Below are 23,265 nucleotides of genomic sequence, written 5' to 3'. Positions count from 1 at the left end.
GGTTGATACCTTTTTATTCATACCTAATCATTACGAAGATATTTTATTCTTGCGTCCTACCCAACTTTCATTCTAGATTCTTCCATAATACTACTTGGTTTTTAGGTTCTTGTAAACACATTTTGTCCATTGGAGTCTGATTATCTGCCAGTTAATGCTCTTTTTTTACTTTTTGTCAAATTTCTTTGGAGAATTCGATTTGATATTCTAATTTTGAATCGTTGATTTTGTCAACTATTTTAAAAATCAACTTTTTTAAAGTCAACGATAATGGAAGTACAACGCAATTCATTTAGATATCTTTTTGCTGATACAGTCAAGGCATTGTTCAAACAATCGGCTCGTGAATTAGCAAATGCAGGTATTCAAATTTTACCAGAGCAGCATTTTTTATTACATCTTATTGCTTCAAAAGAAGAAACAATTCAGTCAGATTTAGCCGAAATGATTCATAAAGATAAGTCGGCTGTAATGCGTCATATAGATCAGTTGGAGTCAATGGGCTATTTGATTCGTGTAAACGACACCACCGACCGTCGCAAAAAACATTTGGTGATTACCGAAGCAGGAAAAGATATTATGAAACAGTGCCAAGAGGTTATCGATGTGGTGACCGAAAGAAATTTGGTAGGTATTACAGAAGAAGAGCTTGAAGTATTTACCAAGGTGCTCATCAAATTAAAACAAAATTCAGAAAAATAATTTTTTTGCCCAAATAGTTGACAAAATCAACTATTGAAATTTCAACAATATTAAAATCAACTACTCTTTTATGAAAACAATACCATATTACCTAGCGCTGTTAGGATGTTGGCTTTCGCTGAGTGCCAAGGCACAGCAACGTTTGACTTTAAAATCGAGTGTAGATTATGCGCTCAAAAATCATGTGAGTAATACAATTTATGAGAACGAAATAGCCCTAGCCAAACAAAAATCGGTAGAAGCATTAGCGGGTTATTTGCCTCAAGTAAATGGTACCATCACATTTGATGACAACCTCAAACGCCAAATTACGGTTATTCCTGCGGGGGCGTTTTCTCCGACTGAAATCAGGTTACAGTTTGGTAATCAATATAATACTATGGGGACCGCTCAACTCGACCAAGTAATTTATGACAAGTCGATGTTGGTAGGTATCAAAGCTGCAGAACCCAACAACCAGCTTTCTGCTTTTAAGAAAGAACAAAATCAAGAGCAACTGATTTATAATACAGTCAGTGCATATTTTCAAGTATTAGTCATCAAGGAGCAGGAAAAATTAACGCTTGAAAACGAAAAGAAATATAAGGACTTGTTAGAGATTTTGGCGCTTCGTTTAGAGAAAGGCGTCATCAAAAAAACAGAGTATGATCGTACCAAAGCGAGTTTGAACAATATTGTTGCTCAGAAGTCAATCCTACAGGTAAATAAGCAAATCGCATTAAATCGTCTTAAAAATGCCATTGGTATGCCCGTTACCGAAGATGTAGTGGATGTTGAGTCTTTGAATTACGAAGGAATGGCGCTGGTAGAAAAAGAAAATGGTTTTGAAATAGGCAACTTATTAGATCTCAAAATTCAGAATGCCAATGCCTCTCTTTTGTCATTTGATGTAAAACGTAAAGAAGCTGCTTTCTTACCAACGGTTTCGATGTATGCTCGTTATGGTGGACAAAGTTTTGGAAATGAATTTGGCCCTTCATTTGGTAAATGGTTTGATTTCTCGACAGTGGGTTTAAAAATAAACATCCCAATGTTTAGCGGATACCGTAAAAGTAGTCAACTCAAACAAGCTGAAATCTCATTGCTGAACGCCAAGGCCAATTATAAGCTGATGAGTGATAACCTTTCGATGGTTTATCATAACTCATCAGCACAATTGCAAAAGTCTCAATCAGATTTGAGCATCAACCGTGAGAACCTCACTTTTGCTAAAACTGTCTTAGAAAGTACCACTGTAGAATACGAAAAAGGAGTGGCAACATTGTCAGATTTACTCAATTCTGATTACTCGTTCAAAGAAGCACAAAGTAATTACATGACTTCGTTGATCAATGTGCTGAGTTCGAGATTGGAATACGAAAAATCAAAAGGGTCTTTAAAAAGCTATATCAATCAATTTTAATCAAAAATATCAATGAAAAAGTCAGTAATCACACTATCCATTATTGCTCTGGTAGGATTAATTGGATTTACGCTATATAAAAACAAAAAGAAGATTGAAGCAAACAAGGTAGTGGTAGATCGCACGGCATTGCCAGTGGCTGTTTCAACTTACCAAGTAAGCTATCAAGAATTGGCTGGGGATGTGAGTCTTCCTGCCAACATCGAATTGACCAACGAGGCTACTATTACAAGTGCTATTCAAGGTAAAATCGAAACGTTGGGTATCGAAGTTGGTTCGCGTGTTCGCAAAGGACAGGTAATTGGTACTTTGGATTCTAAGGTAAAACAAATCAATTTGAAAGCTAATCAGTTGACACTCGACAAATTAGAAAAGGATTTGAAGCGTAATACCGATTTGTTTAAAGGAAATGCAGGTACAGAAGTGAGCGTAACCAACTCCAAATATGATGTTGAAAACACACGTATTCAAATCGAATTGACCAAACAACAAATCGCTGATGGTAATATTATTTCACCAATCAGTGGTGTGATTACTTCTCGCAAATTAATGGCTGGTGAATATGCAAACCCTGGCAATATTATCGCGACAATTGTAGATGATGTGAATTTGAAAGCGGTGGTTTATGTCAACGAAAAAGATGTTTACCAGTTAAAAATTGGTCAATCTGCAAAAATTACAACGGATGTTTTTCCAAATAAAACTTTTGTAGGAAAAGTAAAATTCATTTCTCCTAAAGGCGACGAAAACCACAACTATCGTGTAGAATTGACTTTGACGGGCAATAGCCTTCGTGCAGGTACGTATGTGATGGTCAACTTTGATTTAGGACGCAAAGGAAGCGTGTTGCAAATTCCAAAATTGGCTTTGGCAGAAGGTATCAAAAATCCTTATGTATATGTTGTTCAAGATGGAAAGGCTATTGTTCAAAAAGTAACATTGGGTCGTGAAATTGGCGAAAATATCGAGATTATCTCAGGTTTACAACAAGGTCAAGAGGTCGTTACAAGTGGTCAAATCAACTTGACTAACGGGACTAAAATTACCAAAACGTCTAATTAATAACAGCTAACTATCATAAGAATATGTCAGTTACCGAACTATCTATAAAACGACCCTTGTTGATTACCGTAATTTTTGTAACGTTAATTCTATTTGGGTTCGTTAGCTATAAACAGCTTAATTATAACCTTTTGCCCAAATTTGAGGCAAATGTGATTATGGTTCAAACGGTGTACCGTGGGGCATCGTCTGATGAAATACAAAATGTTGTAACCAAACCTATCGAAGAAGCTGTCTCGGCTATCGAAGGTATTGATAAAATGTCTTCGCAGTCAATGGAAGGTCTTTCGTTGATTACGATTCAATTAAAATCTGGTGTAAATACCCTCGATGCGCAGCGCGATGCCGAAAGAAAGATTAACCAAATTAAATCTACGCTTCCCGACGATGCCGACGATCCTGTGGTAAACCGTTATAATACAGACGAAATTCCTGTGTTGCGTATCTCTGCATCGGCAAACTTATCAGAGCCAGCTTTATATGATTTGATTGAGCAAAAAATCAAACCGCAAATTGCCAACGTGGCTGGTGTAGGTACGGTTCGTTTGATTGGTGGTAGCGAGAGAGAGATTCAAGTAAGCCTAGATAATGACAAATTACAGGCGTACAGTATTTCTTCGGCACAGGTTAACCAAATGATTGCTAACAGTAATATGTCTTATCCGGCGGGTAGCGTATTAAACAACGATAACCGTACTTCTATTCGTTTGGATGCCAAATTGGTTAAGGTTGAGGAGCTTCGTCGATTGATTATCCGCCAAAATGCTGATGGAAGTAGAGTATTATTGTCAGATTTGGGAACGATTACCGATGCCCAAACAGAGCCAACAACACTCAACCGAAACAATGGGAAAGCGGGTATTGGTATCGAAATCGTAAAACAGGCAGACGCCAATGCTGTAAATGTGAGTAAGTTTGTCAAGGAGAAATTGATTGATATAAAGAAACAATATACTTCACAGAAATTTGACTACGAAATTGCTAATGACCAATCGGTTTATACCTTGGCGTCTGCTGATGCGGTGGTACATGACCTCTTTTTGGCAATTATCATTGTGGGTGGTGTAATGCTATTTTTCCTACATAGTTTCCGTAGCTCATTGTTTGTATTGGTAGCAATTCCTTCGGCAATGATTCCGACATTCATCTTGATGTATGTCTTCGGATTCTCACTCAACTTGATGACTTTGATGGGTCTCTCATTAGTAGTAGGTATCTTGGTCGATGATAGTATTGTGGTTTTAGAAAACATTTACCGACACCTCGAAATGGGTAAAGGTAAAATAGAATCAGCTCTTGAAGGTCGTCAGGAAATTGGTTTTACAGCGGTAGCGATTACTTTGGTGGACGTGGTAGTATTTTTACCTCTGTCAATGAGCGGTGGTTTGATTGGTAATATCCTGAGAGAGTTTTCATTAGTAGTAGTATTCTCAACCCTAATGAGTTTGTTTGTATCATTTACATTAACTCCTTTATTGGCTTCAAGATGGGGTAAAGTCGAAATATTGAGCAAATCGAGCTTATGGGGGCGTATCAATTTAGGATTTGAAAATTTCCTAGATGGCGTTAAGGATGAATATGGCAAAATTTTAACTTGGTCATTAACTCACAAACGTTGGGTTTTGATAGCCATCTTAATATTGTTTGTAGGTGCATTTTCATTATTACCTGCTGGTTTTATTGGATCATCTTTTGCAGGAAATGGAGACCGTGGTGAACTAACCATTCAATTAGAGTTATCTCCACAAACGCCGTTGTCACAAACAAACTTGGTTACTAAGCAAATCGAACAAATGATTTTGCAAAAACCAGAAGTAGAAAAGGTATTTGCCAACATTGGTACTCAAACGGGTGCTATGGGTTCAGGTGGTAGCAACAGTAATATCTCTGAAATTGCAGTAACCTTGGTACCAAAAGAGAATCGTAAAGTATCTTCAGAAATTTTTGGTACACAATTGCGTGATGAAATCAATAAAATCCCCGGGGTAAAAGTGGTAATTCGTTTGACAGGTATTACAGGAAACAGTGAAGCTCCTATTCAAATCGCGATTAAGGGGGTTAACATGAACGAGATTCAGCAGGTTGCCAATCAGGTGAAAGAAATTGTTCGCACAACGCCTGGGACAGACTATGTGGAATTTTCGACCAAAAGTTTAAAATCTGAAATTTCGGTACAACTAGACCGTGAGAAAATTGCTAACCTTGGTTTGAGTGTCCCAGAAGTAGGTGGAGCTATTCAACTAGCATTTAGAGGTAATGACCAGTCTAAGTTCAGACAATCAGGTGAGGAATATCCCATCAATATTACTTTAGATAAAGCCGATAAACGTTCGATTGAAAACGTTCGTGATTTGACTTTACGAAATAGTCGTGGTGCTATCATCAAACTTAAAGATGTAGCTAACGTAACAGAAGTAGTTGGACAATCGGTATTGGAACGTTCTGATAGAATGAACTCGATTAAAGTTACGGCATCGGCTGTGGGTCGTGCAACAGGTACGATTGTAGCAGATATCCAGAAGAAAATCGATAAACTCAAATTGCCACAAGGATTAACAATTGAATATTTAGGCGAAATTCAGCGCCAGAAAGACGCCTTCGGTAGTCTTGGATTTGCTTTCTTGCTGGGTGTCATTTTGGTATACCTCATTATGGTGGCTTTGTACGAAAGTGTGGTGTATCCTTTTGTGGTATTATTTTCGATTCCTGTGGCCTTAATTGGTGCGCTATTGGCTCTTGCTTTGACGATGGAATCGTTGACTATCTTTGCTATCGTAGGTTTGATTATGTTGTTGGGGCTAGTTGCCAAAAATGGTATTTTGATTGTCGACTTTACCAATCACCTAAAAGAAACAGGACTTTCCGTAAAAGAAGCATTGATTGAGGCAGGTAAAGAACGTTTACGTCCAATTTTGATGACCACAATCGCTATGATTGCAGGTATGCTTCCGATTGCTATTGCAAGTGGCGCAGGTGCAGAAGTAAAAAATGGTATGGCATGGGTTATTATTGGTGGTTTGACAAGTTCACTCTTGTTGACGCTCTTACTTGTACCTTGTATGTATATGATTATAGAATCGTTGAAAAATAGAATTCTTCGTCGCAAAGCAGCAAAAACTGCTTAAGACCATAATTTTTAACTTGGTATTTCGTTTAAACCGCAGAGAAGCTTTTTCTGCGGTTTATTTTTTGATATAGTTTTCTACCAAAAAGTATTCTTTCTAAGAATTCCAGCCCATATTTTAAGCCTTTCATCCCATTCCTTCCTTACTTCTTTTTGATATCCTATATCTTGCAAGCATGCATCATATAAGTCTAATCTTTTGTTAGTTGACTTTTAACTATTTTTTTAGTTATTTGGCTAAGCTTTTAGTTAAAAATTCTTAAATTCATAAATGGTCTTGTTTTGTTACATAAATTTATGTTGAAATAGGCACAAAGGCAACAGGCACAAAGCGGATTCATGTTCTTGTAGTGATATGTTGTTTGCAAAATACATTTTGCTGAAAGCCGAAAGCTCAGAGCCGAAACCCCCATATATACACCGATCCATAAACCATATACGTAGTCGTGCAGAATTAAGTTAGAGAAATTAATGAGATAAAATATGAGTAACCATAAATTATACTCAAAACTCATCACTCACAATTCAGCACTCTTATTGCCTCCCAAAAATCTAAAATTCAAAATTCTATGAACAAATCTTTAGTTCTATTAATTGCTTTATTTTTTACATGTAACAACCTCTTTGCCCAAAATCCTGCTCGTGTGACCATTCGTGGTGTTGTGCAAGATACAAGTGCTATGACGCTTACGGGTGCAACAGTCATGCTTCTTCAACCCAAAGACTCGTCATTGGTGAACTTTGCTAGAGCAAATGACAAAGGTTCCTTCGAATTCAGAAATGTAAAAAATGCTTCGTATTTGCTTAAAATCTCCTATGTGGGATTTTTGCCTTACCAACAAAAACTCAAAGAGTTTCCCAGTGAGGTCAATGACCTCGGTCCTATCAAAATCAAGCCAATTGCTAAAGAACTTCTAGAAGTAGTAGTAAAAACTGCTAAAGCTCCATTGAGCATCAAAGGTGATACAGTCGAATATAATGCGGCTTCGTTCAAAGTTCCCCCTGGTTCGTCGGTTGAAGACCTCCTTCGTCGTCTCCCTGGTATCGAAGTTGATGCAAGCGGTAATATTAAAGCCCAAGGAAAGGATGTAAAAAGAGTATTAGTTGACGGAAAAACATTTTTTGGTGACGATCCCAAAGCTGCCACCAAAAACTTAGGCGCCGAAACTATTTCTAAAGTTCAGGTCTATAATGGCAAATCTGACCAAGCGCTTTTGACGGGCGCTGACGATGGGAAAAAAGAAAAAACCATTAATCTTGAACTGAAAGACGAATTTAAGAAAGGTGCTTTCGGAAAAATTACAGCTGCTGTTGGTACTTCTGACCGTGGCGTATTAAGAGGAAATTACAACCGTTTCAACAAAAAAGAACAGTTCTCTGTGTTAGGATATGCCAATAATATCAACGAAACAGGTGTAAACTGGAGTGATTATGGTGAATTTAAAGGGAATAACTCTTTTAATTCTAACGATAATGGAGATTTTGGTTTTGGTAATGGCAGTAGATTCTATTATATGGAAGGTGATTATCTGAACAATTTTGACGGAAAAGGCTTTACTAACAACTTCGGTACTGGTGTCAACTACAACTACACTCACCAAAAGACAAAGTTTAGTTCAAGTTATTTCTATAACCAAACTAAGTTAAACCTCGACCAATATCAGAGTACGAAAACTTTCCTCCAAAACTCCAATTTTACGACGCTTGATACCAACAATACAGTTAGTTTTAGAAACTCTCATAGCGTAGCCGCTCGTTTGGAACAAATGTTGGACTCCTCAAATACTATCATTGCAAAAACCAATTTACGTTTTAGTGGTAGTAATAGCAATGTGAATCAAGTTCAGCAGTATTTGAATAATTCAGAAGATGTTCAGAACCGTATCAACATGAACAATGGCTCTAATCTGAATGCTTATAACTTTAATTTCACCGCTATTTATCGCCATAAGTTTAAGAAAAAAGGAAGAACTTTTGCAGCAAGTAGCACCTTAAGTACTTCATCGACTGATGGAACAGATAATATTCGCTCGTTGACACGCTTCTTTAACGCAACTAACGTCAACGACCAAATTCGTGCAATTTCTCAGCTCAACCAAAATGCCAATACCACTACGATGATTAAAGCTGGGGTAAATTACTTAGAGCCCCTTTCCAAAAAAGTCTATTGGGAAAGTTTCTATAACTTCAACAACAGCGGTCAAAATGTAGGACGTGACGCATTCAATGGTAATTTGGAATCACAACGTTATGATAGTTTGAGTACCTATTATCAAAATCAAATTACCTACAACCGTGTTGGTTCAGGTTTGAGATATTCAAATGACGGAATCAACTTATCATTCGGATTAGCAGTATTACAATATGACTTGGATGGCAAGGTATATCCTCAAAAAGGAAAACCTCTTACAGCAAATATCAGTAAGCAATATCAAGCTCTGACGCCAAACTTTTCTGCTAATATCGAATTCAAAAACAATGCGTATATGGGCTTTAACTATACGCTCAACGTAGAAGCTCCAAGTATTACCGACCTACAACCAGTGGTTCAGAACAACAATCCATTCTATATCACTTCGGGTAATCAGGACTTATTACCAGCCAAAAACCACGAGTTGAGTTTTGATATTTCTAAGTTTGACCCTGCTACTTTTGCTAGTATTGGTATTTGGTCTTCGTATCGCTATTACTTGAGCCAGATTGTGTACAGCCAAACAGTAGATGCCAACTTTGTGACAAGAACTCGTCCCGAAAATATGTCAGGAGGTAAAAGCTTTAACCTTGGTATGTATTCTAGTTTCCCAATCATCAAAACCAAATGGACGATGAACTTGTCGGGAAATATTAATACTTCTAACACGCCAACCATTGTGAATACCATCGTGAATCAAACCAATAATAAAAATTACACGATTAACGCTGGCTTTAGTATTACACCAAGTGAGAAGCTAATCATGAATATCGAAGGAAATCTTGGATTCAACAATATTTCTTACACGATTGAAAATAATCAAAACCAAAATATCCGTACCAAGGGCTTATCGACATCAGTAAAATGGAATTTTGCTAAGAAGACCTTCTTCGAAACTAGCTTTGATTATAACAGCTATCGCAACGATCGTTTTGGATTTGACCAAGAAATACCTATTCTTAATGCCTCGGTTAGAAGATTATTTATGAAAGAAAATCGCATGGAAGTACGTTTGGCAGCATTTGATATTTTCAACAAACGTCAATCTATTGTACAAACAGGATACCTCAATACCGTGAGCAACCAGCAAGCACTTACGCTAGCTCGTTACTTTATGTTGAGCTTGACTTATAACCTTAAAGGTCACTCAGACAAACTCAAGAAAAACGGAGGATTCTTTTAATGAAACGTAAAGGCAAAAGAGGTTGATACTCTTTTGCCTTTTGCCAACTTACTGAGAATCTATTCTTACAAACAGAAAACTATTATTTCGATGAAAAAAATATTCCTTTTAGCATTACTATATATTGCCTATTTTACCTCATTCGGACAAAACAACGAAGGGGTTGTTTATTTTACTAGAACTACTTATTGGACAAAACTCAACTCTACCTTGACTTATTTAAGTAAGCAAGAGAAGGAAAGAATGTCTTATATGTTTGGTGGAAAAGACGACTGGGCCAATTATACCCTTCTCTATTTCAATGATAATGAATCAAAGTATGTCAATTCTGAAGAGAAAAACGAAGAGTCTGAAGGATATGCTTGGCGCAAAGAAGCGTATAGTATTGGCCGAAATTTTACCAAAAATACCATGACTGATGTCATTGAAATGTTAGGTAAAACCTATATCGTAGAAGATAGCCTAAAACTGCCTGAATGGAAAATTTTGAATGACTTAAAAGAAGTAGCTGGACATATTTGTATGAAAGCTCAGGTAGAAGATCCGATCAAAAATCAAAAAATTACGGCTTGGTTTGCACAAGACCTCCCATCGCAAGCAGGACCTGAAAGACTTTGGGGACTCCCAGGCATGATTTTAGAACTCGACATCAACGACGGTGCCGTAACTGTTGTTGCCACTAAAATTGAATTCAAAAAAGTCGACAAAGAACTCGAACCACCTAAAAAACTAAAGGGTAAAAAAATCACAAACACTGAATACCAAAATATGATTGATAAGTTCATCAAGGAAAAAATCAAAGAAGAAATCAATCCGTTTTGGGTAATAAGATATTAGTACATGTTCCTCAACTACTATTGGTTGAGTATTAAATAGTCTTTTATTGGCTCATTATTTTTTCAATTTCAATTTTTTATGTTAATATTTAAGTATATCTACGAATTGTTCGTAGATATACTTATCTTTGTTCTATCAAGAAAACAAAATGCTTTCTTTACCTCCATTAAATCTAAAAATCAGACCTATGAATCGAATTCTAGTCCTATTAAGTGTATTGTTGTTACTCGCTATTACACAGCTATATGCACAAAACCCTGCTCGTATAAATATCAAAGGTATTGTTCAAGATACGAACTCTACAGTTTTGGCGGATGCCACGGTAATGTTACTTTCTCCCTCAGACTCATCTTTAGTCAATTTTGGCAACGCCAACGATAAGGGTGTTTTTGAATTTAGAAATGTTAAAAACATCCCCTATCTCCTCAAAATCTCTTATGTTGGTTTTCTACCGTATCAACAGCATCTCATTGCTAGCGCTACGGCTGTAAATGATTTGGGTGTTATCAAAATCAAGCCTATTTCACAAGAATTATTAGAGGTGGTGGTTAGAACGGCTAAAGCGCCTTTGAGTATCAAAGGTGATACTATCGAGTATAATGCTGCTTCATTTAAGGTTCCACCAGGGTCAACCGTCGAAGATTTATTACGTAAACTGCCTGGCATTGAGGTAGATGGCAGTGGAAATATTAAAGCACAAGGAAATGATGTTAAAAAAGTGACCGTTGATGGTAAAACATTTTTTGGCGATGACCCCAAAGCAGCTACTAAAAACTTAGGAGCTGAAACTATTTCAAAAATTCAAGTTTTTAATCGCAAATCAGACCAAGCTACGATTACTGGAGTAGACGATGGAAGTAAGGAGAAAACCATCAATTTGGAGTTAAAGGACAACTTCAAAAAAGGAGAATTTGGTAAAATCACAGGCGCTGTAGGTACTTCTGACCGAGGAGTTTTGAGAGGAAATTACAACCGTTTTAACAAAAAAGAACAGTTTTCAGTCATTGGATATGCCAATAATATCAACGAAACGGGGGTCAATTGGAGCGACTATGGCGAGTTTAAAGGAAATAATACTTTCAGCAGTTTCGACAATGGTGATTTTGGTTTTGGAAGTGGTGGCGATGCCTTTTTTATTGGTGGCGATGATGATTTGTTGAGTAGTTTTAATGGAAGAGGATTTACTAATAATTTGGGAGGTGGTGTCAACTACAATTATACACATGAAAAAACCAAGCTGAGTACCAGCTATGTATATAATCAAACAAAATTGAATTTGGACCAAAATCAGAATAAAAGAACCTTCCTTCAAAATGGTTCATTTAGTACATTGGATACCAGTTCAACGGTAAGTTTTAGAGCCAACCACTCCATAAGTGGACGCTGGGAACAAATGCTTGATTCGACAAATACCTTGATTACCAAAGCTAATTTACGTTTTAGTAATTCGAATAGTGCTGTGGGTACTCGTCAAGAATACATCAATAACAATAATGAATTACAAAACCGTATCAATCTTAACAATAGCTCAAACCTGAATGCGTATAACCTAAATGGTACGGCTATTTTTCGTCATAAATTCAAAAAGGTGGGACGAGTATTTGCCGCTAGTAGCTCATTTGTAAGGTCGACTACCGATGGAACCGATAACATTCGTTCGTTGACACAATTCTTTGAAGCTAGCAATCCCAACGATCAAATTCGTGCCATAGCTCAACTTAACCAAAATGCTAACCGTACACTGACTTTAAAAGCAGGTTTGAATTATTTGGAACCACTCTCAAAGCGTTTTTTCTGGGAAAACTTCTATAATTTTTCTAATAACCAACAAAACGTTGGTCGCGATGCCTATAATGGCCTCATAGAAACACAACGATTTGATAGTTTGAGTACTTATTACGAAAACCGAATTACCTATAATCGTATTGGAACAGGTTTACGTTTTAATAAGAAAGGTGTTAACCTATCGCTTGGCGTGGCTGCTTTAAGATATGACTTGTCAGGAAAGGTATATCCGTCGGAAGGTGGAAATTTGACAACTCAGATTTCTAAACAATATGATGCTATTGTCCCTAATTTTACGGCAACCTTCAATCCTCAACAAAGTACCTACATTCGATTTGGTTATGGAATAAATGTCAATGCACCAAGTATTAGTGCCTTACAGCCTGTTATTCAAAACACCAACCCTTTTTATATTACAGAGGGAAATCAAAACTTAAACCCAACCAAATCGCATGATGTCAGCTTGAGTTTGTCTCGTTTTAATCAAAGTAACTTTACTAGCATCAACCTTTGGATGAATTATAATTACTATCTTAACCAAATTGTTTATAATCAAACTGTTGATGCTAATTTAGTCACACGTACTCGTCCCGAAAATATGTCTGGTGCCGAGTCATTTAGAACTACCTTATATTCTAGTTTCCCTATTATTAAAACAAAATGGACTACCAACCTAAGCGTGAATTATAATCTCTCAAATACACCCACGTTGGTAAACTCAGTTTTGAATACTACTAACAGTAATGCCTACTCAGCTAACATTGGTTTTAGTATTACTCCAAGCGATAAAATATTTGTGACTTTAGGCGGAAATTACTCTATTAATAACATCAAATATTCAATTGAAACCCGTCAAAATCAGAATATTATTAGCAAAGGGTTGAATATTGATGCCAAATGGAGCTTTATCAAGAAAACCTTTTTAGAAAGTAGTTTCAACTATACAGGTTATGAAAACGATCGATTTAACTTTTCTCAAGACATCCCTATTCTAAACATTTCGATACGTCGCTTATTGATGAAAGATAACCGTTTAGAAGCGCGTTTGGCCGCATTTGACGTATTCAACAGACGCCAAGCCATCACCCAAACGGGTTCTCAAAACTTTGTAACTTATCAGCAAGCGTTTACTCTTGCAAGATACTTTATGTTGAGTTTGACCTATAACGTAAGAGGACATGATGCTAAATTGAAAAAGAATAATAATATGTTTTAGATAAAATATATCTCAATCTATTTAGATATTATAGACACAAATTATATGAAAAAAATGACATTGATAATCCTTTTGCTCGCCTTTGGGATTTGGGCAAAGGCACAAAAAAATGAAGGTGAAGTTACCTTTAAGCGAACGACCTCATGGACGAAGATGAATGATCAAATGACCTTTTTGAGTAAGCAACAAAAAGAGAAAAATGCCTACATGTTCGGGAATATCGACATGAGTACTCAAACTTATACTTTGTTATTTAGTCCAAAAGGGTCAAAATATGAAGAAAAGGAAGAGAATACCAATGGATATTCTTGGCGCAAAGAGCAGTTTGTGATTTATAGAGACTTCGAAAATGAGATATTCACAGACGTAATTGATTTTGTTGGGAAAACCTACGTGGTTGAAGATAGTCTAGAACGCCCTCAATGGAAAATTCTGAATGATATTAAGGAAGTAGCTGGTCATATTTGTATGAAGGCGCAAATCAAAGATCCCATCAAAAACCAAGTAATAGTGGCGTGGTTTGCTCAAGATATAAAAGCTAAAGCAGGACCAGAAAGACTTTGGGGTTTGCCTGGGCTCATACTTGAGCTAGATATAAATGATGGTGCTTGTGTGATTGCAGCCTCGAAGATCGAATTCAAAAAGCTTACAACAGAATTAGATTTGCCCAAAAAATTGAAAGGAAGTAAAATCAACGAAGCAAAGTATCAGCAAATGATAGAAAAGCATGTCAAAGATAAATTCAAAGAAGAGGTCAATCCATTTTGGTCAATCAGATACTAGGTATGAGTGCTGAGTTGCGAGTTTTGAATGCTGAATAATTTTTTGATTCGCATAATTCATGAAAAGGCTAAAAAGCAAAACGGAGGTGATGGCACCTCCGTTTTTTTATAAGATTACGATTATTGTACTCGGTTTATTAAAAGCATGAGACACTTATTTACCTACGCATCAACTACTTTCCAACCCTCACGATAGGTACGACCCACAAACTGGTTAGCATCGTCGAAGTTAGTAATCTTCATATCTTCACCGTTCCACAGCAACTTGTTACGACCGTAGAAGTCAAATCCACCTTTTTCATTTTTCTTACGCAACATATAGCTACGAATCGCTAAATTACCCATCAATACCGTTTCAGTAAGTGGGCCTGAATAGTCAAATGATGAAGAAAGTTCCTTGTGCTCTTTACTAGCAAAACCAGCTTTACAAGCATTTGTCCAACTTACTTGGTGACCATATTCTGGTAACTTGAGATCGTTAGTCAATTTTGGCGTATCGATAACTTCACCATTATTCAAGTAGATTTTTGGATTGTTACCATACATACCAATGGTCATGATACCTTTTGTACCAGTTAAAATAATACCATTAGCACCACCGTCGTCACTGATAGGAGTATTTGCAGGAATCAAATCTGGGTGCATAGGACGAATACCACCATCCATCCAAATCATTTTCACAGCAGATTTGTTTTTCTTGGTCGCTGGGAATTTGATTTCTACGTGCGAAGACGGAGGACAACCTTCAGGAATATACTCAGGAGTCCAGTCTTTGATAAATACCGCTCCTACGCTACATTCTACCTCTGTTGGGTAACTCAAGCCCAAAATACGGAATGCCGAATCAATGGTATGGCAACCAATATCTCCCAAAGCACCTGTACCAAAGTTCCACCAACCTCTCCATTTGAATGGATGATAAAGAGGATGATAATCAACCCACTGAGCTGGTCCAACCCAAACATCCCAATCTGCAGGTGACATTGAGTCGATTAGCGCAGGCTTTTCAGTTGGAACAGGAATACCTTGTGGCCAAACTGGGCGGTTCGTCCAAATATTTACCGTATGAACAGTCCCAATTTTACCATCATCAAACCATTTACTTGCTACTTGTTGTAGTGGGTTTGACGAACCTTGGTTACCCATTTGAGTTACTACTTTGTACTTTCTTGCCGCTTTGGTAAGCATACGAGCCTCGGCAATGTTGTGCGTCAAAGGCTTTTGTACATATACGTGCTTGCCCATCTGCATACATGCCATAGCCGCGTAGGCATGGAAGTGGTCTGGTGTTGAGATAGTTACAGCATCAATGTCAGACTTCATTTGGTCTAACATTACTCTAAAATCTCTAAACTTTTTGGCGTTCGGAAATTTTTCAATAGCAGTTTTAGCTCTTGCCCAATCCACATCACAAAGTGCTACAACATTAGAAGCACCATTGTTGTAAGCATTAATAATATCTGATTGACCTTTTCCGCCAGCACCAATAGCTGCAATATTGAGTTTGTCACTTGGAGCAATAAATCCCTTACCTAACACATGGCGAGGAACAATAAAGAAACTCCCAACTGCCGCAGCTGCGCCTTTTTTGAGAAAATCTCTCCTTGAATTTTGTAAGTTTTCTGACATAGTAAAATTGAGGATAGTTAAAAGTGCCCCAATATAAACGAATTAATATGCCTTTTTATCCTGATTTGGTAACTTTTTTAATTTATTGTTTTTCTCAAAAAAATAATATTTTGCTAATATTCCAGTTAAATACATACAACACTGAAAAGAGGTAGTTATATTTATGTTAGGGAATTTATTATTTCAATAGCCAGTATGTTTCGCTTTCAATACAGCATAATCCCATATAATTCTTCTATCTTTGTAAGATAGACGTAACACACTAGCTTTTGGAATGAAATATTTTAATATGACCCCCTTATGCAACACTGGTTCTCTATCTTCAGGTATAGTCAATATTGATTGACATCACATTTTAACCCCTCCAATATGAGCAGTTCCCAAATAACGGCAAACAAAAAAGACAGAGAATCCAAAAAACGTAAAAAACGTCAAGAGAAAGATGACAAAAGAGAAGACAGAAAAACTAACTCTAACAAAGGGAAAGATTTTTCTGAGATGTTAGCTTACGTTGATGAATATGGAAATCTAACAACTACGCCTCCAAAACCTGCGGGAAGTGAGGATAATGCCGCTTCGGGAAAAAGATCAGATAGATACGAAAGAGGTCCAGCAGATAAAACTGCGCATCAAGGAATAGTTGAGTTCTTTAATACTCAAAAAAGATTTGGTTTTATCATTGATAGTAAATCTAAGAAAAAAATATTCTTTCACGCAAATGATTTGAAAGAGCCAGTTAAGGAACAAGACCAAGTAGAGTTTTTGGTTGAACCTTCAAGCAAAGGACCTAAAGCTGTTCAAATTGCCAAATTGGCCAACTAATTAATTCCATGAAGAGTGTTTGTTTCAAACACTCTTTTTTTCTGCCCATATATTTTTCTAAATCACTTCTTCTTTGTTAGTCTAAGCAGGATTGAAAATCAATTTATCCCCATATTTCTCCCTCTTTTTTTCCAAAAGAGCACGATCAAATGAAATCGTAAAATCTTTCACAGGGTCTTGAATAAGACAAGTGATGTAGCTACTCAAATCTTTTTTCTCTTTTACTTTCTTATCTTTTTTTATCATAGCCTAAGGCTCTATTCGGAGCTGTTAAAATGATGGACGAAATCTTAGAGGAGCATAATAAGAAGGGAAGTCGGTCGGAGACAATAAAAGTAAAATATCTTTAGAGAGAAATTCATCTATTATTTTTGCTTACTCATTAAACCAAAGGTAAGAGTAATATATTACGAAACAAATTAATTGATAGTCATCTTATTAGGACAAAAAAAAGCACACCTCGAAAGGCGTGCTTAAAAGAAATGATCAGTTATATCTTATATATTAAGCCAACTTTACATTAACGGCATTTAATCCTCTTTTACCTTGAGCTACGTCAAAAAGAACTTTATCGTCTTGACGAACTGAGTCTACTAATCCTGAAATGTGGACAAAAATGTCTTCTCCACCATTTTCTGGAGAAATGAAGCCAAAACCTTTTGACTCATTGAAAAATTTTACTGTTCCTGTTTGCATTTGTTTTAATTTTTGACAAATAACGGAACAATTGTTGAGCATTCCTAATATCTTGGATAAAAATTGCCGAATTAAGGCATTATCGAAAGAACAGACTCTAATGCACCGTCTTTCCATTCTACTTTTTGGTTAGCTTGCTCCAATTTTGTTTTTGAAACAGCAATGTTTTTGGTACGCTCACCACTAATTGTAAAGAATCTTTTGGCACCTTTGTTGACCTCAATATTCTCGAAAGTTACTTTCTGACTATTTTCTATTGAAATAACTGGTTCAGTTTTTTCAGAAAGTAAGGCTACGTTTTTACAAGTGATTCCGCTAGCATCTATTAGTATAGCTCCCTCTTCTGCTTGCAAAGTTGCGTTTTCGATAGCAATATTTTGAATAGGCATTTCTGGTAATCCACGCACAAAGATGCCCTTTTTAGCTCCATGACAAACAATATTTTCAAATTTCATATTTCTGAAAATAGGAGTTCCTTCATTGACAATCGGACGTTCATCTCTTGGAGAATCTGTGGCGAACTTTACAAAATAGTACATATCAAAGAAAATAGCTTCCTGAGCAATATCTTTCATATAAATATTTTTAGCATAAATATTTTCAACAACTCCCCCACGACCGCGAACAGACTTGAAACGTAGCCCTTTATCGGTACCCATAAACGTACAGTCATACACAAATAGGTTGCGAGCTCCACCACTCATTTCGCTTCCGATTACAAAACCTCCGTGACCATTATATACAACGTTGTTACGGATAATCCCATTTTCGGTAGGCATACCACGTTTACGACCTTCTTCATCTTTTCCTGATTTAATACAAATCGCGTCATCACCTACGTCCAAAGTACAACCTTCAATTAGGAAATTTTTACAAGATTCGATATCCATTCCATCTCCGTTTTGAGCATATTCAGGATTTTTGACTACGACATTTCTAATCGTCAAATTTTCAGTCATCAAGGGGTGTAAGCACCAAGCTGGCGAGTTTTGAAAAGTAACACCATCTATTAAAACCTTTTTACATTGTGTCAAAACCAACAAATTAGGACGAAGAAAATCTTTCATATCGGCAAAATCGGCAGGTTTTTTACCATCTGTGAGTAGCATACTTTTGCCTTCAACACTAGCCTTCAAAAATTGTTCGCTTGGATACCAGGCCTTGCCGTCGGCTCTAACAACACCCCCCGAAGCTACTTTCTCTTTCCATTGCCCTTCTGTCAATTGAGCTTTATTAACGGCACGCCACACATCTCCGTTTCCGTCGATAATGCCTTTGCCTGTAATAGCAATATTTTCAACGCCTGTTGCCGAAATTGGAGATTGGTTACGAGCAGCTTTTTTACCTTCATAAGAACCCTCTACGAGCGCATATTGGCTTTTATCACCTGTAAAAAGTACGATAGCTGATTTTTGAATATGCAAATTAACATTGCTTTTCAACTCAATAGGTCCTGTTAGCCAGATGCCTTTGGGAACCAATACAACGCCACCACCTTTTTTGCTTATCGTATTAATAGCGTTATTGATGGTCTCGGTATTGAGTGTAACACCGTCTGGTTTAGCACCTAATTTCTGAATATTGAGGGTATCTTTTTTGAAACTTGGTTGAGTAATTTTCGGCAAATTATTCCAGCTATAAGATGGAGTTTTTTGCGCTAAACTGGCAAGAGGAGTAGCTACAACCAAGGCTGCAGCCCAACGAAGAAAATGAGTTTTCATAAACCGTCTAAATGATTAAATGACATAGTTCAATCTTGGTTGTATACAGAATATTTATCCAAGAAAGTCCCTAAATGAAATGGGGTTTAAAGGCAATTGAACTAAAATCAATGCTTTTCACTTCGAAATTGGACTTCAATATTGAACTTAACAAATAAAAAACTGTCTTTTTTAGTGCAATCGTTACCGGCAACGTTGCCAGTTTTATCGATTTTCAAAGAAGGCTTTTCAATTAAATACAGAAGTCCAAGAAGAGGAAGATTCTTTCTTCTTGGACTTCTGCGACTGTTTACGTTGATAATTTATACTTATTCCATGACAGGATAAGTGGGATCATCGATGATGTTGACATCTATTACTTTATCAGCATTGTGGAGTAGTTGGCGACAGTCAGCACTTAAATGACGTAAATGAACCGTTTTGTTTAATTTTAAATATTTTTCTGTCAATTTATTTACGGCATCTATGGCGCTCATATCCGATATACGACTTTCTTTAAAATCAATGATGATTTCTTGTGGGTCATTTTGGACATCAAACTTTTCCATAAAAGCACTGGTAGAACCAAAAAATAATGGGCCATAAATTTCATAGTGTTTTACGCCATTATCATCCATAAACTTTCGTGCACGGATGCGTTTGGCGCTTTCCCAAGCAAATACTAATGCAGAGATAATCACACCAATAAGGACTGCTAATGCCAAATTGTGAAGCCAAATAGTAATCAATGCGACTAAAACTCCTACAACAATATCCGCTTTAGGCATTTTATTGATAATTTTCAAACTCATCCATTCAAACGTACCCATTGCCACCATCATCATTACACCTGTTAAGGCTGCCATAGGCAATGCTTCAATGATTGGAGACGCAAAAAGAATTATTGACAGAATCGTAAAAGCCGCCACGATACCCGAAAGTCTGGCACGTGCGCCAGCTGAAATATTTACTAAAGTCTGAGCAATCATCGGACAGCCCCCCATGCCAAAGAAAAAGCCGTTGAGGATATTAGCGGCGCCTTGAGCTAGAGACTCTCGATTTCCGTCTCCCCTTGTTTCAGTGATTTCATCGACCACGTTGAGCGTAAGAAGTCCCTCTGTTAGACCTACACCACCCATTACCAAACCATAGGGGAATATAATTTGTAATGTCTCAAAAGTAAGTGGCACTTGAGGAATATGAAAAGGCGGTAAACCGCCACTTACCGATGCAATATCTTTTACGGTTTTAGTATCTATTTTAAAGAAAAATACAATAAAGCCAACAACTATAATTGCGACTAGCGAAGATGGAACAGCTTTGGTAATTCGAGGAAAGCCCAGCACAATGATTATAGTAAGAGCTACTAATCCTAACATTGTATAGAGATTTGAACCTGACAACCATACCAAATGCCCGTCAACCACAGTTTTGAATTGTTCCAACTGAGCCATAAAAATAATGACAGCCAAGCCATTCACAAATCCATACATAACGGGTTGTGGAACCAGTCTAATAAATTTCCCCAAACGAAACACACCTACTAATAATTGAAAAATTCCGCCAAGGATAATAGCAGCGAATACATAATCGAGTCCATGAGAATTCATCAGAGCGATAAGTACAACCACGGTTGCTCCTGCTCCTCCTGAAATAAGGCCTGGCCTACCTCCAAAAATAGAAGTTATGAGACCCATAATGAAGGCACCATATAAACCAACCAAAGGTGGAAGCTTTGCCAAGATAGCAAAAGAAAGAGATTCTGGAATCATGGTCATCGCTACCGTCAATCCTGCCAGAATTTCTGTTTTATAGTCTACTTTTTGTTTAAAATTGAATAACTGAGTCATTGCTAGAGAATAGTCTATCATCAGCCAAAGGGCGATGATGTTTTAATGAATGTACTAGAAAAATGTACCTTAATAACGAAACAAATCAAGGAAGGAAAATTGGGTCAAGAAATGACTCAAGGTGGAGTAAGAAGGTTATCGTATGTAATCATTTTATCAATCATAATGTAAAAGTACAAACAAGCTCTCTAAATCAGTTGGTGCTATTTGAATAATACAATTTATTCATGAGAAAATTTTTGAGAATCTATTTAGTCGAAGGGATTCAGATGGTGTTAATGTGATGATTTATTTGTAGCACAATCTATTTTTAATTTCATATATTTGAACTATGTATGTGTGCAGAATTATAAGTTGCAAATGAAAAATTTTAATTATCAATATCTTATATTTTCAATTGATTAAGTATTACACATACCGCATTCAAATAAACACTTTAAATTTACGAAAATGAAAAAGTTCATGGTAGTATGCCTATTTTTACACTTCACTCTCGAATCTTGTTACAAAGCTCTACCTGAGCCTAAAAATGCAACATTACCCGAAATAACTACTGTTGGCGCAAATACTTTCGGGTGTTTGGCAAATGATTTGGTTTGGCAAAATGATGGCAATCGGAAAGGTCCGTATTCATCGACAATAAAGAATGAGGTATTTTCTTTATTTTACCTATATCAAAAAAAGGATAATGCAGTTTTGAGAATTTATGGACAAATGACTTATTCAAATACAGATCAACAACTGAGTATTGATATCTATAACAAAGACCTCTTAAAAACTGGAACATTTCCTATTTCGAGCGCATCATTTGAAGATTTCTTGAAAAGCAAAAAGTATGACTTTATCGACACACTGAACCCACCATTAGTTAAAATCATAAAATTAGATACAATAAGTAAAATCGCTTCTGGAACCTTTGAAGGAAATATCTATACAAAAAACAAGTTAGAAAAAATGACTATCAAAAATGGTCGTTTTGATGTGAAATTAAAATGATTTGAAAGAACCCTTATCATTTTTCTATTTTTCAGTATAGTTGAAATTAAATCATTCCTTTTGCTCTAACTTTTCTGTGCTTTGTTTTATCCTACTCTAATCAGTTCAAGAAGGGACTTCTTGTTTGTTTTTCAAATCTTAGATAATCCAACAAAGACTCTATTAATCACTGTTACGATTTTGGTATAAGATTAGCGTGAATTTTAACCCTCCATTTCGGGTACAGTTTTCAAATATTATTTTCCGAAGAAATATGGTTTAAATATAGATGCATTCTTCTATACCGATTTTCAAAATACCATTTAAGTAAAATAAATAACTTAATGGTACAAAAACAGCCGATTCTTGAGAGAATCGGCTGTAGGTATTTTGTTAACCCTGTATGAGCTTATATAATAAGGTATGTAGTTGAATGGCTTCATCTCTGGTTAAAGATATTTGTTGCGTTAACCTAGAAGGTACTTGTTCAGCTTGTATCTTGAGTTTTTCACCCGTTTCAGTCAAGGAGATACAGATACTACGCTCGTCTTGTTTAGATCGTGTTCTGGTCAACAAGCCTAATTCTTCCATCCGCTTCAGTAAAGGAGTTAAAGTATTAGACTGCAAAAATAATTTTTGAGCAATGTCTGAAAGACTCAAATTATTTTTTTCCCACAGAACCAACATAACCAAGTATTGAGGGTAAGTAAGATTTAATTCTTGAAGAATTGGTTGATAACATTGGGTCGTAAGTCGAGAAGCTGTGTATAATGGAAAGCAAAGTTGTCTTTCGAGCTTCAATACTTCTGATTCTTCTGACATATTACAAAGCCTTACGAATATCGTCCTCAATCGCTTCAGGTTTGGTAACTGGGGCATAACGCTTTATTACCCTTCCCTTTTTATCAACTAAAAATTTTGTAAAGTTCCATTTGATACTGCTTCCCAACAAACCTCCTTTTTTACTTTTTAGATATTTAAAAACAGGATGGGTACCGTCTCCGTTTACATCGCATTTTGCCATTAACTGAAAAGTAACACCATGATTCATTTGGCAAACTTGCTCGATGGTATCATTAGTTTCTGGCTCTTGTCCCGCAAATTGATTGCATGGGAATCCCAAAACTACCAAACCTTGGTCTTTGTATTTTTGATGTAAATGTTCTAATCCTTCAAATTGTGGCGTAAGTCCACACTTAGTGGCGGTATTGACTATTAGTACAGCCTTACCTGCAAACTCCGACATTGAGACTTCTTTGCCAGCAGGTGTCTTAGCTGACAAGTCATAAAATTTCTGCTCCATTATTTT

At 36.5% G+C, this 23,265-nt stretch carries 17 protein-coding genes; 10 read left to right on the top strand and 7 right to left on the bottom strand.

The features are described from left to right. Nucleotides 1-270: 270 nt before the first annotated feature. From BWI92_RS13725 to BWI92_RS13690, 8 genes are all read left to right on the top strand, one after another. The gene (locus BWI92_RS13725) at nt 271-702 is read left to right on the top strand and encodes a MarR family winged helix-turn-helix transcriptional regulator (RefSeq protein ID WP_095163830.1); all 432 of its coding nucleotides are present in this window, start codon (nt 271-273) and stop codon (nt 700-702) included. Between the two features lie 70 nt (nt 703-772). Beyond that, nucleotides 773-2,104 carry a TolC family protein gene (locus tag BWI92_RS13720; RefSeq protein ID WP_095163829.1) on the top strand — a complete coding sequence of 444 codons (1,332 nt, stop codon included), beginning with the start codon at nt 773-775 and terminating at the stop codon, nt 2,102-2,104. 12 nt (nt 2,105-2,116) lie between these two features. Beyond that, a complete protein-coding gene (locus tag BWI92_RS13715; RefSeq protein WP_095163828.1) occupies nt 2,117-3,166 on the top strand; it encodes an efflux RND transporter periplasmic adaptor subunit in 1,050 nt (349 codons plus the stop codon). Between the two features lie 23 nt (nt 3,167-3,189). Next, on the top strand, nt 3,190-6,291 hold the full coding sequence (locus BWI92_RS13710; protein ID WP_095163827.1) for an efflux RND transporter permease subunit: 3,102 nt from the start codon (nt 3,190-3,192) through the stop codon (nt 6,289-6,291). A 568-nt stretch (nt 6,292-6,859) separates the two neighbouring features. Then, entirely contained in the window at nt 6,860-9,664 is a 2,805-nt protein-coding gene (locus BWI92_RS13705) for a TonB-dependent receptor (RefSeq protein ID WP_095163826.1), read from the top strand. Between the two features lie 90 nt (nt 9,665-9,754). Continuing rightward, nucleotides 9,755-10,501 carry a GLPGLI family protein gene (locus BWI92_RS13700; RefSeq protein WP_095163874.1) on the top strand — a complete coding sequence of 249 codons (747 nt, stop codon included), beginning with the start codon at nt 9,755-9,757 and terminating at the stop codon, nt 10,499-10,501. Nucleotides 10,502-10,688: 187 nt separating this feature from the next. Then, complete coding sequence (locus BWI92_RS13695; RefSeq protein ID WP_176464420.1) at nt 10,689-13,502, top strand: TonB-dependent receptor; 2,814 nt, start codon at nt 10,689-10,691, stop codon at nt 13,500-13,502. A 54-nt stretch (nt 13,503-13,556) separates the two neighbouring features. After that, entirely contained in the window at nt 13,557-14,285 is a 729-nt protein-coding gene (locus BWI92_RS13690; protein WP_229241951.1) for a GLPGLI family protein, read from the top strand. A 161-nt stretch (nt 14,286-14,446) separates the two neighbouring features. On the opposite strand, the gene BWI92_RS13685 is transcribed toward BWI92_RS13690, so the two are convergent. After that, on the bottom strand, nt 14,447-15,913 hold the full coding sequence (locus tag BWI92_RS13685; protein ID WP_095163823.1) for a Gfo/Idh/MocA family protein: 1,467 nt from the start codon (nt 15,911-15,913) through the stop codon (nt 14,447-14,449). A 369-nt stretch (nt 15,914-16,282) separates the two neighbouring features. Between BWI92_RS13685 and BWI92_RS13680 the strand changes: the two genes are divergently transcribed. After that, nucleotides 16,283-16,735 carry a cold shock domain-containing protein gene (locus BWI92_RS13680; RefSeq protein ID WP_095163822.1) on the top strand — a complete coding sequence of 151 codons (453 nt, stop codon included), beginning with the start codon at nt 16,283-16,285 and terminating at the stop codon, nt 16,733-16,735. Between the two features lie 81 nt (nt 16,736-16,816). Here the strand turns inward: BWI92_RS13680 and BWI92_RS27320 are convergent, their stop codons facing one another. The 4 genes from BWI92_RS27320 to BWI92_RS13665 all read right to left on the bottom strand — a co-directional run bounded on the left by BWI92_RS27320 (nt 16,817) and on the right by BWI92_RS13665 (nt 20,981). Beyond that, nucleotides 16,817-16,981 carry a hypothetical protein gene (locus BWI92_RS27320; RefSeq protein WP_166577609.1) on the bottom strand — a complete coding sequence of 55 codons (165 nt, stop codon included), beginning with the start codon at nt 16,979-16,981 and terminating at the stop codon, nt 16,817-16,819. Between the two features lie 258 nt (nt 16,982-17,239). Then, on the bottom strand, nt 17,240-17,431 hold the full coding sequence (locus tag BWI92_RS13675; RefSeq protein ID WP_095163821.1) for a cold-shock protein: 192 nt from the start codon (nt 17,429-17,431) through the stop codon (nt 17,240-17,242). A gap of 71 nt (nt 17,432-17,502) precedes the next feature. Continuing rightward, a complete protein-coding gene (locus tag BWI92_RS13670; protein ID WP_095163820.1) occupies nt 17,503-19,152 on the bottom strand; it encodes a glycoside hydrolase family 28 protein in 1,650 nt (549 codons plus the stop codon). Nucleotides 19,153-19,460: 308 nt separating this feature from the next. Then, nucleotides 19,461-20,981 (bottom strand): SulP family inorganic anion transporter, encoded by a 1,521-nt coding sequence (locus BWI92_RS13665; protein WP_095163873.1) that lies wholly within the window; start codon nt 20,979-20,981, stop codon nt 19,461-19,463. Nucleotides 20,982-21,431: 450 nt separating this feature from the next. Here BWI92_RS13665 and BWI92_RS13660 point away from each other — a divergent pair, with 450 nt between their 5' ends. Next, nucleotides 21,432-21,977 carry a hypothetical protein gene (locus BWI92_RS13660; protein WP_141234779.1) on the top strand — a complete coding sequence of 182 codons (546 nt, stop codon included), beginning with the start codon at nt 21,432-21,434 and terminating at the stop codon, nt 21,975-21,977. Nucleotides 21,978-22,349: 372 nt separating this feature from the next. Here BWI92_RS13660 and BWI92_RS13655 read toward each other — a convergent pair whose 3' ends face one another. Both BWI92_RS13655 and BWI92_RS13650 read right to left on the bottom strand, forming a co-directional pair. After that, nucleotides 22,350-22,778, bottom strand: a complete 429-nt coding sequence (locus tag BWI92_RS13655; protein ID WP_095163818.1) for a MarR family winged helix-turn-helix transcriptional regulator — start codon at nt 22,776-22,778, stop codon at nt 22,350-22,352. A 1-nt stretch (nt 22,779) separates the two neighbouring features. Continuing rightward, nucleotides 22,780-23,259, bottom strand: a complete 480-nt coding sequence (locus tag BWI92_RS13650) for a glutathione peroxidase (RefSeq protein ID WP_095163817.1) — start codon at nt 23,257-23,259, stop codon at nt 22,780-22,782. Between the last annotated feature and the right edge of the window lie 6 nt (nt 23,260-23,265).

Origin of the sequence: Flectobacillus sp. BAB-3569 (assembly GCF_002270355.1) — a bacterium.
GTDB classification, from domain to species: Bacteria; Bacteroidota; Bacteroidia; order Cytophagales; family Spirosomataceae; genus Flectobacillus; species Flectobacillus roseus.
Note: the sequence above shows the minus strand (reverse complement) of the source record. Positions and strands in the feature narration are given on the sequence as shown.

Excerpts from the sequence above, each read along its gene's own strand:
- BWI92_RS13705 (WP_095163826.1), top strand. The coding sequence starts at position 6,860 with ATGAACAAATCTTTAGTTCTATTAATTGCTTTATTTTTTACATGTAAC.
- BWI92_RS13675 (WP_095163821.1), bottom strand. The coding sequence starts at position 17,431 with ATGCAAACAGGAACAGTAAAATTTTTCAATGAGTCAAAAGGTTTTGGC.
- BWI92_RS13700 (WP_095163874.1), top strand. The coding sequence starts at position 9,755 with ATGAAAAAAATATTCCTTTTAGCATTACTATATATTGCCTATTTTACC.
- BWI92_RS13715 (WP_095163828.1), top strand. The coding sequence starts at position 2,117 with ATGAAAAAGTCAGTAATCACACTATCCATTATTGCTCTGGTAGGATTA.
- BWI92_RS13660 (WP_141234779.1), top strand. The coding sequence starts at position 21,432 with ATGAAAAAGTTCATGGTAGTATGCCTATTTTTACACTTCACTCTCGAA.
- BWI92_RS13665 (WP_095163873.1), bottom strand. The coding sequence starts at position 20,981 with ATGACTCAGTTATTCAATTTTAAACAAAAAGTAGACTATAAAACAGAA.
- BWI92_RS13710 (WP_095163827.1), top strand. The coding sequence starts at position 3,190 with ATGTCAGTTACCGAACTATCTATAAAACGACCCTTGTTGATTACCGTA.
- BWI92_RS27320 (WP_166577609.1), bottom strand. The coding sequence starts at position 16,981 with ATGATAAAAAAAGATAAGAAAGTAAAAGAGAAAAAAGATTTGAGTAGC.
- BWI92_RS13655 (WP_095163818.1), bottom strand. The coding sequence starts at position 22,778 with ATGTCAGAAGAATCAGAAGTATTGAAGCTCGAAAGACAACTTTGCTTT.
- BWI92_RS13650 (WP_095163817.1), bottom strand. The coding sequence starts at position 23,259 with ATGGAGCAGAAATTTTATGACTTGTCAGCTAAGACACCTGCTGGCAAA.
- BWI92_RS13695 (WP_176464420.1), top strand. The coding sequence starts at position 10,689 with ATGAATCGAATTCTAGTCCTATTAAGTGTATTGTTGTTACTCGCTATT.
- BWI92_RS13725 (WP_095163830.1), top strand. The coding sequence starts at position 271 with ATGGAAGTACAACGCAATTCATTTAGATATCTTTTTGCTGATACAGTC.
- BWI92_RS13690 (WP_229241951.1), top strand. The coding sequence starts at position 13,557 with ATGACATTGATAATCCTTTTGCTCGCCTTTGGGATTTGGGCAAAGGCA.
- BWI92_RS13720 (WP_095163829.1), top strand. The coding sequence starts at position 773 with ATGAAAACAATACCATATTACCTAGCGCTGTTAGGATGTTGGCTTTCG.
- BWI92_RS13670 (WP_095163820.1), bottom strand. The coding sequence starts at position 19,152 with ATGAAAACTCATTTTCTTCGTTGGGCTGCAGCCTTGGTTGTAGCTACT.
- BWI92_RS13685 (WP_095163823.1), bottom strand. The coding sequence starts at position 15,913 with ATGTCAGAAAACTTACAAAATTCAAGGAGAGATTTTCTCAAAAAAGGC.
- BWI92_RS13680 (WP_095163822.1), top strand. The coding sequence starts at position 16,283 with ATGAGCAGTTCCCAAATAACGGCAAACAAAAAAGACAGAGAATCCAAA.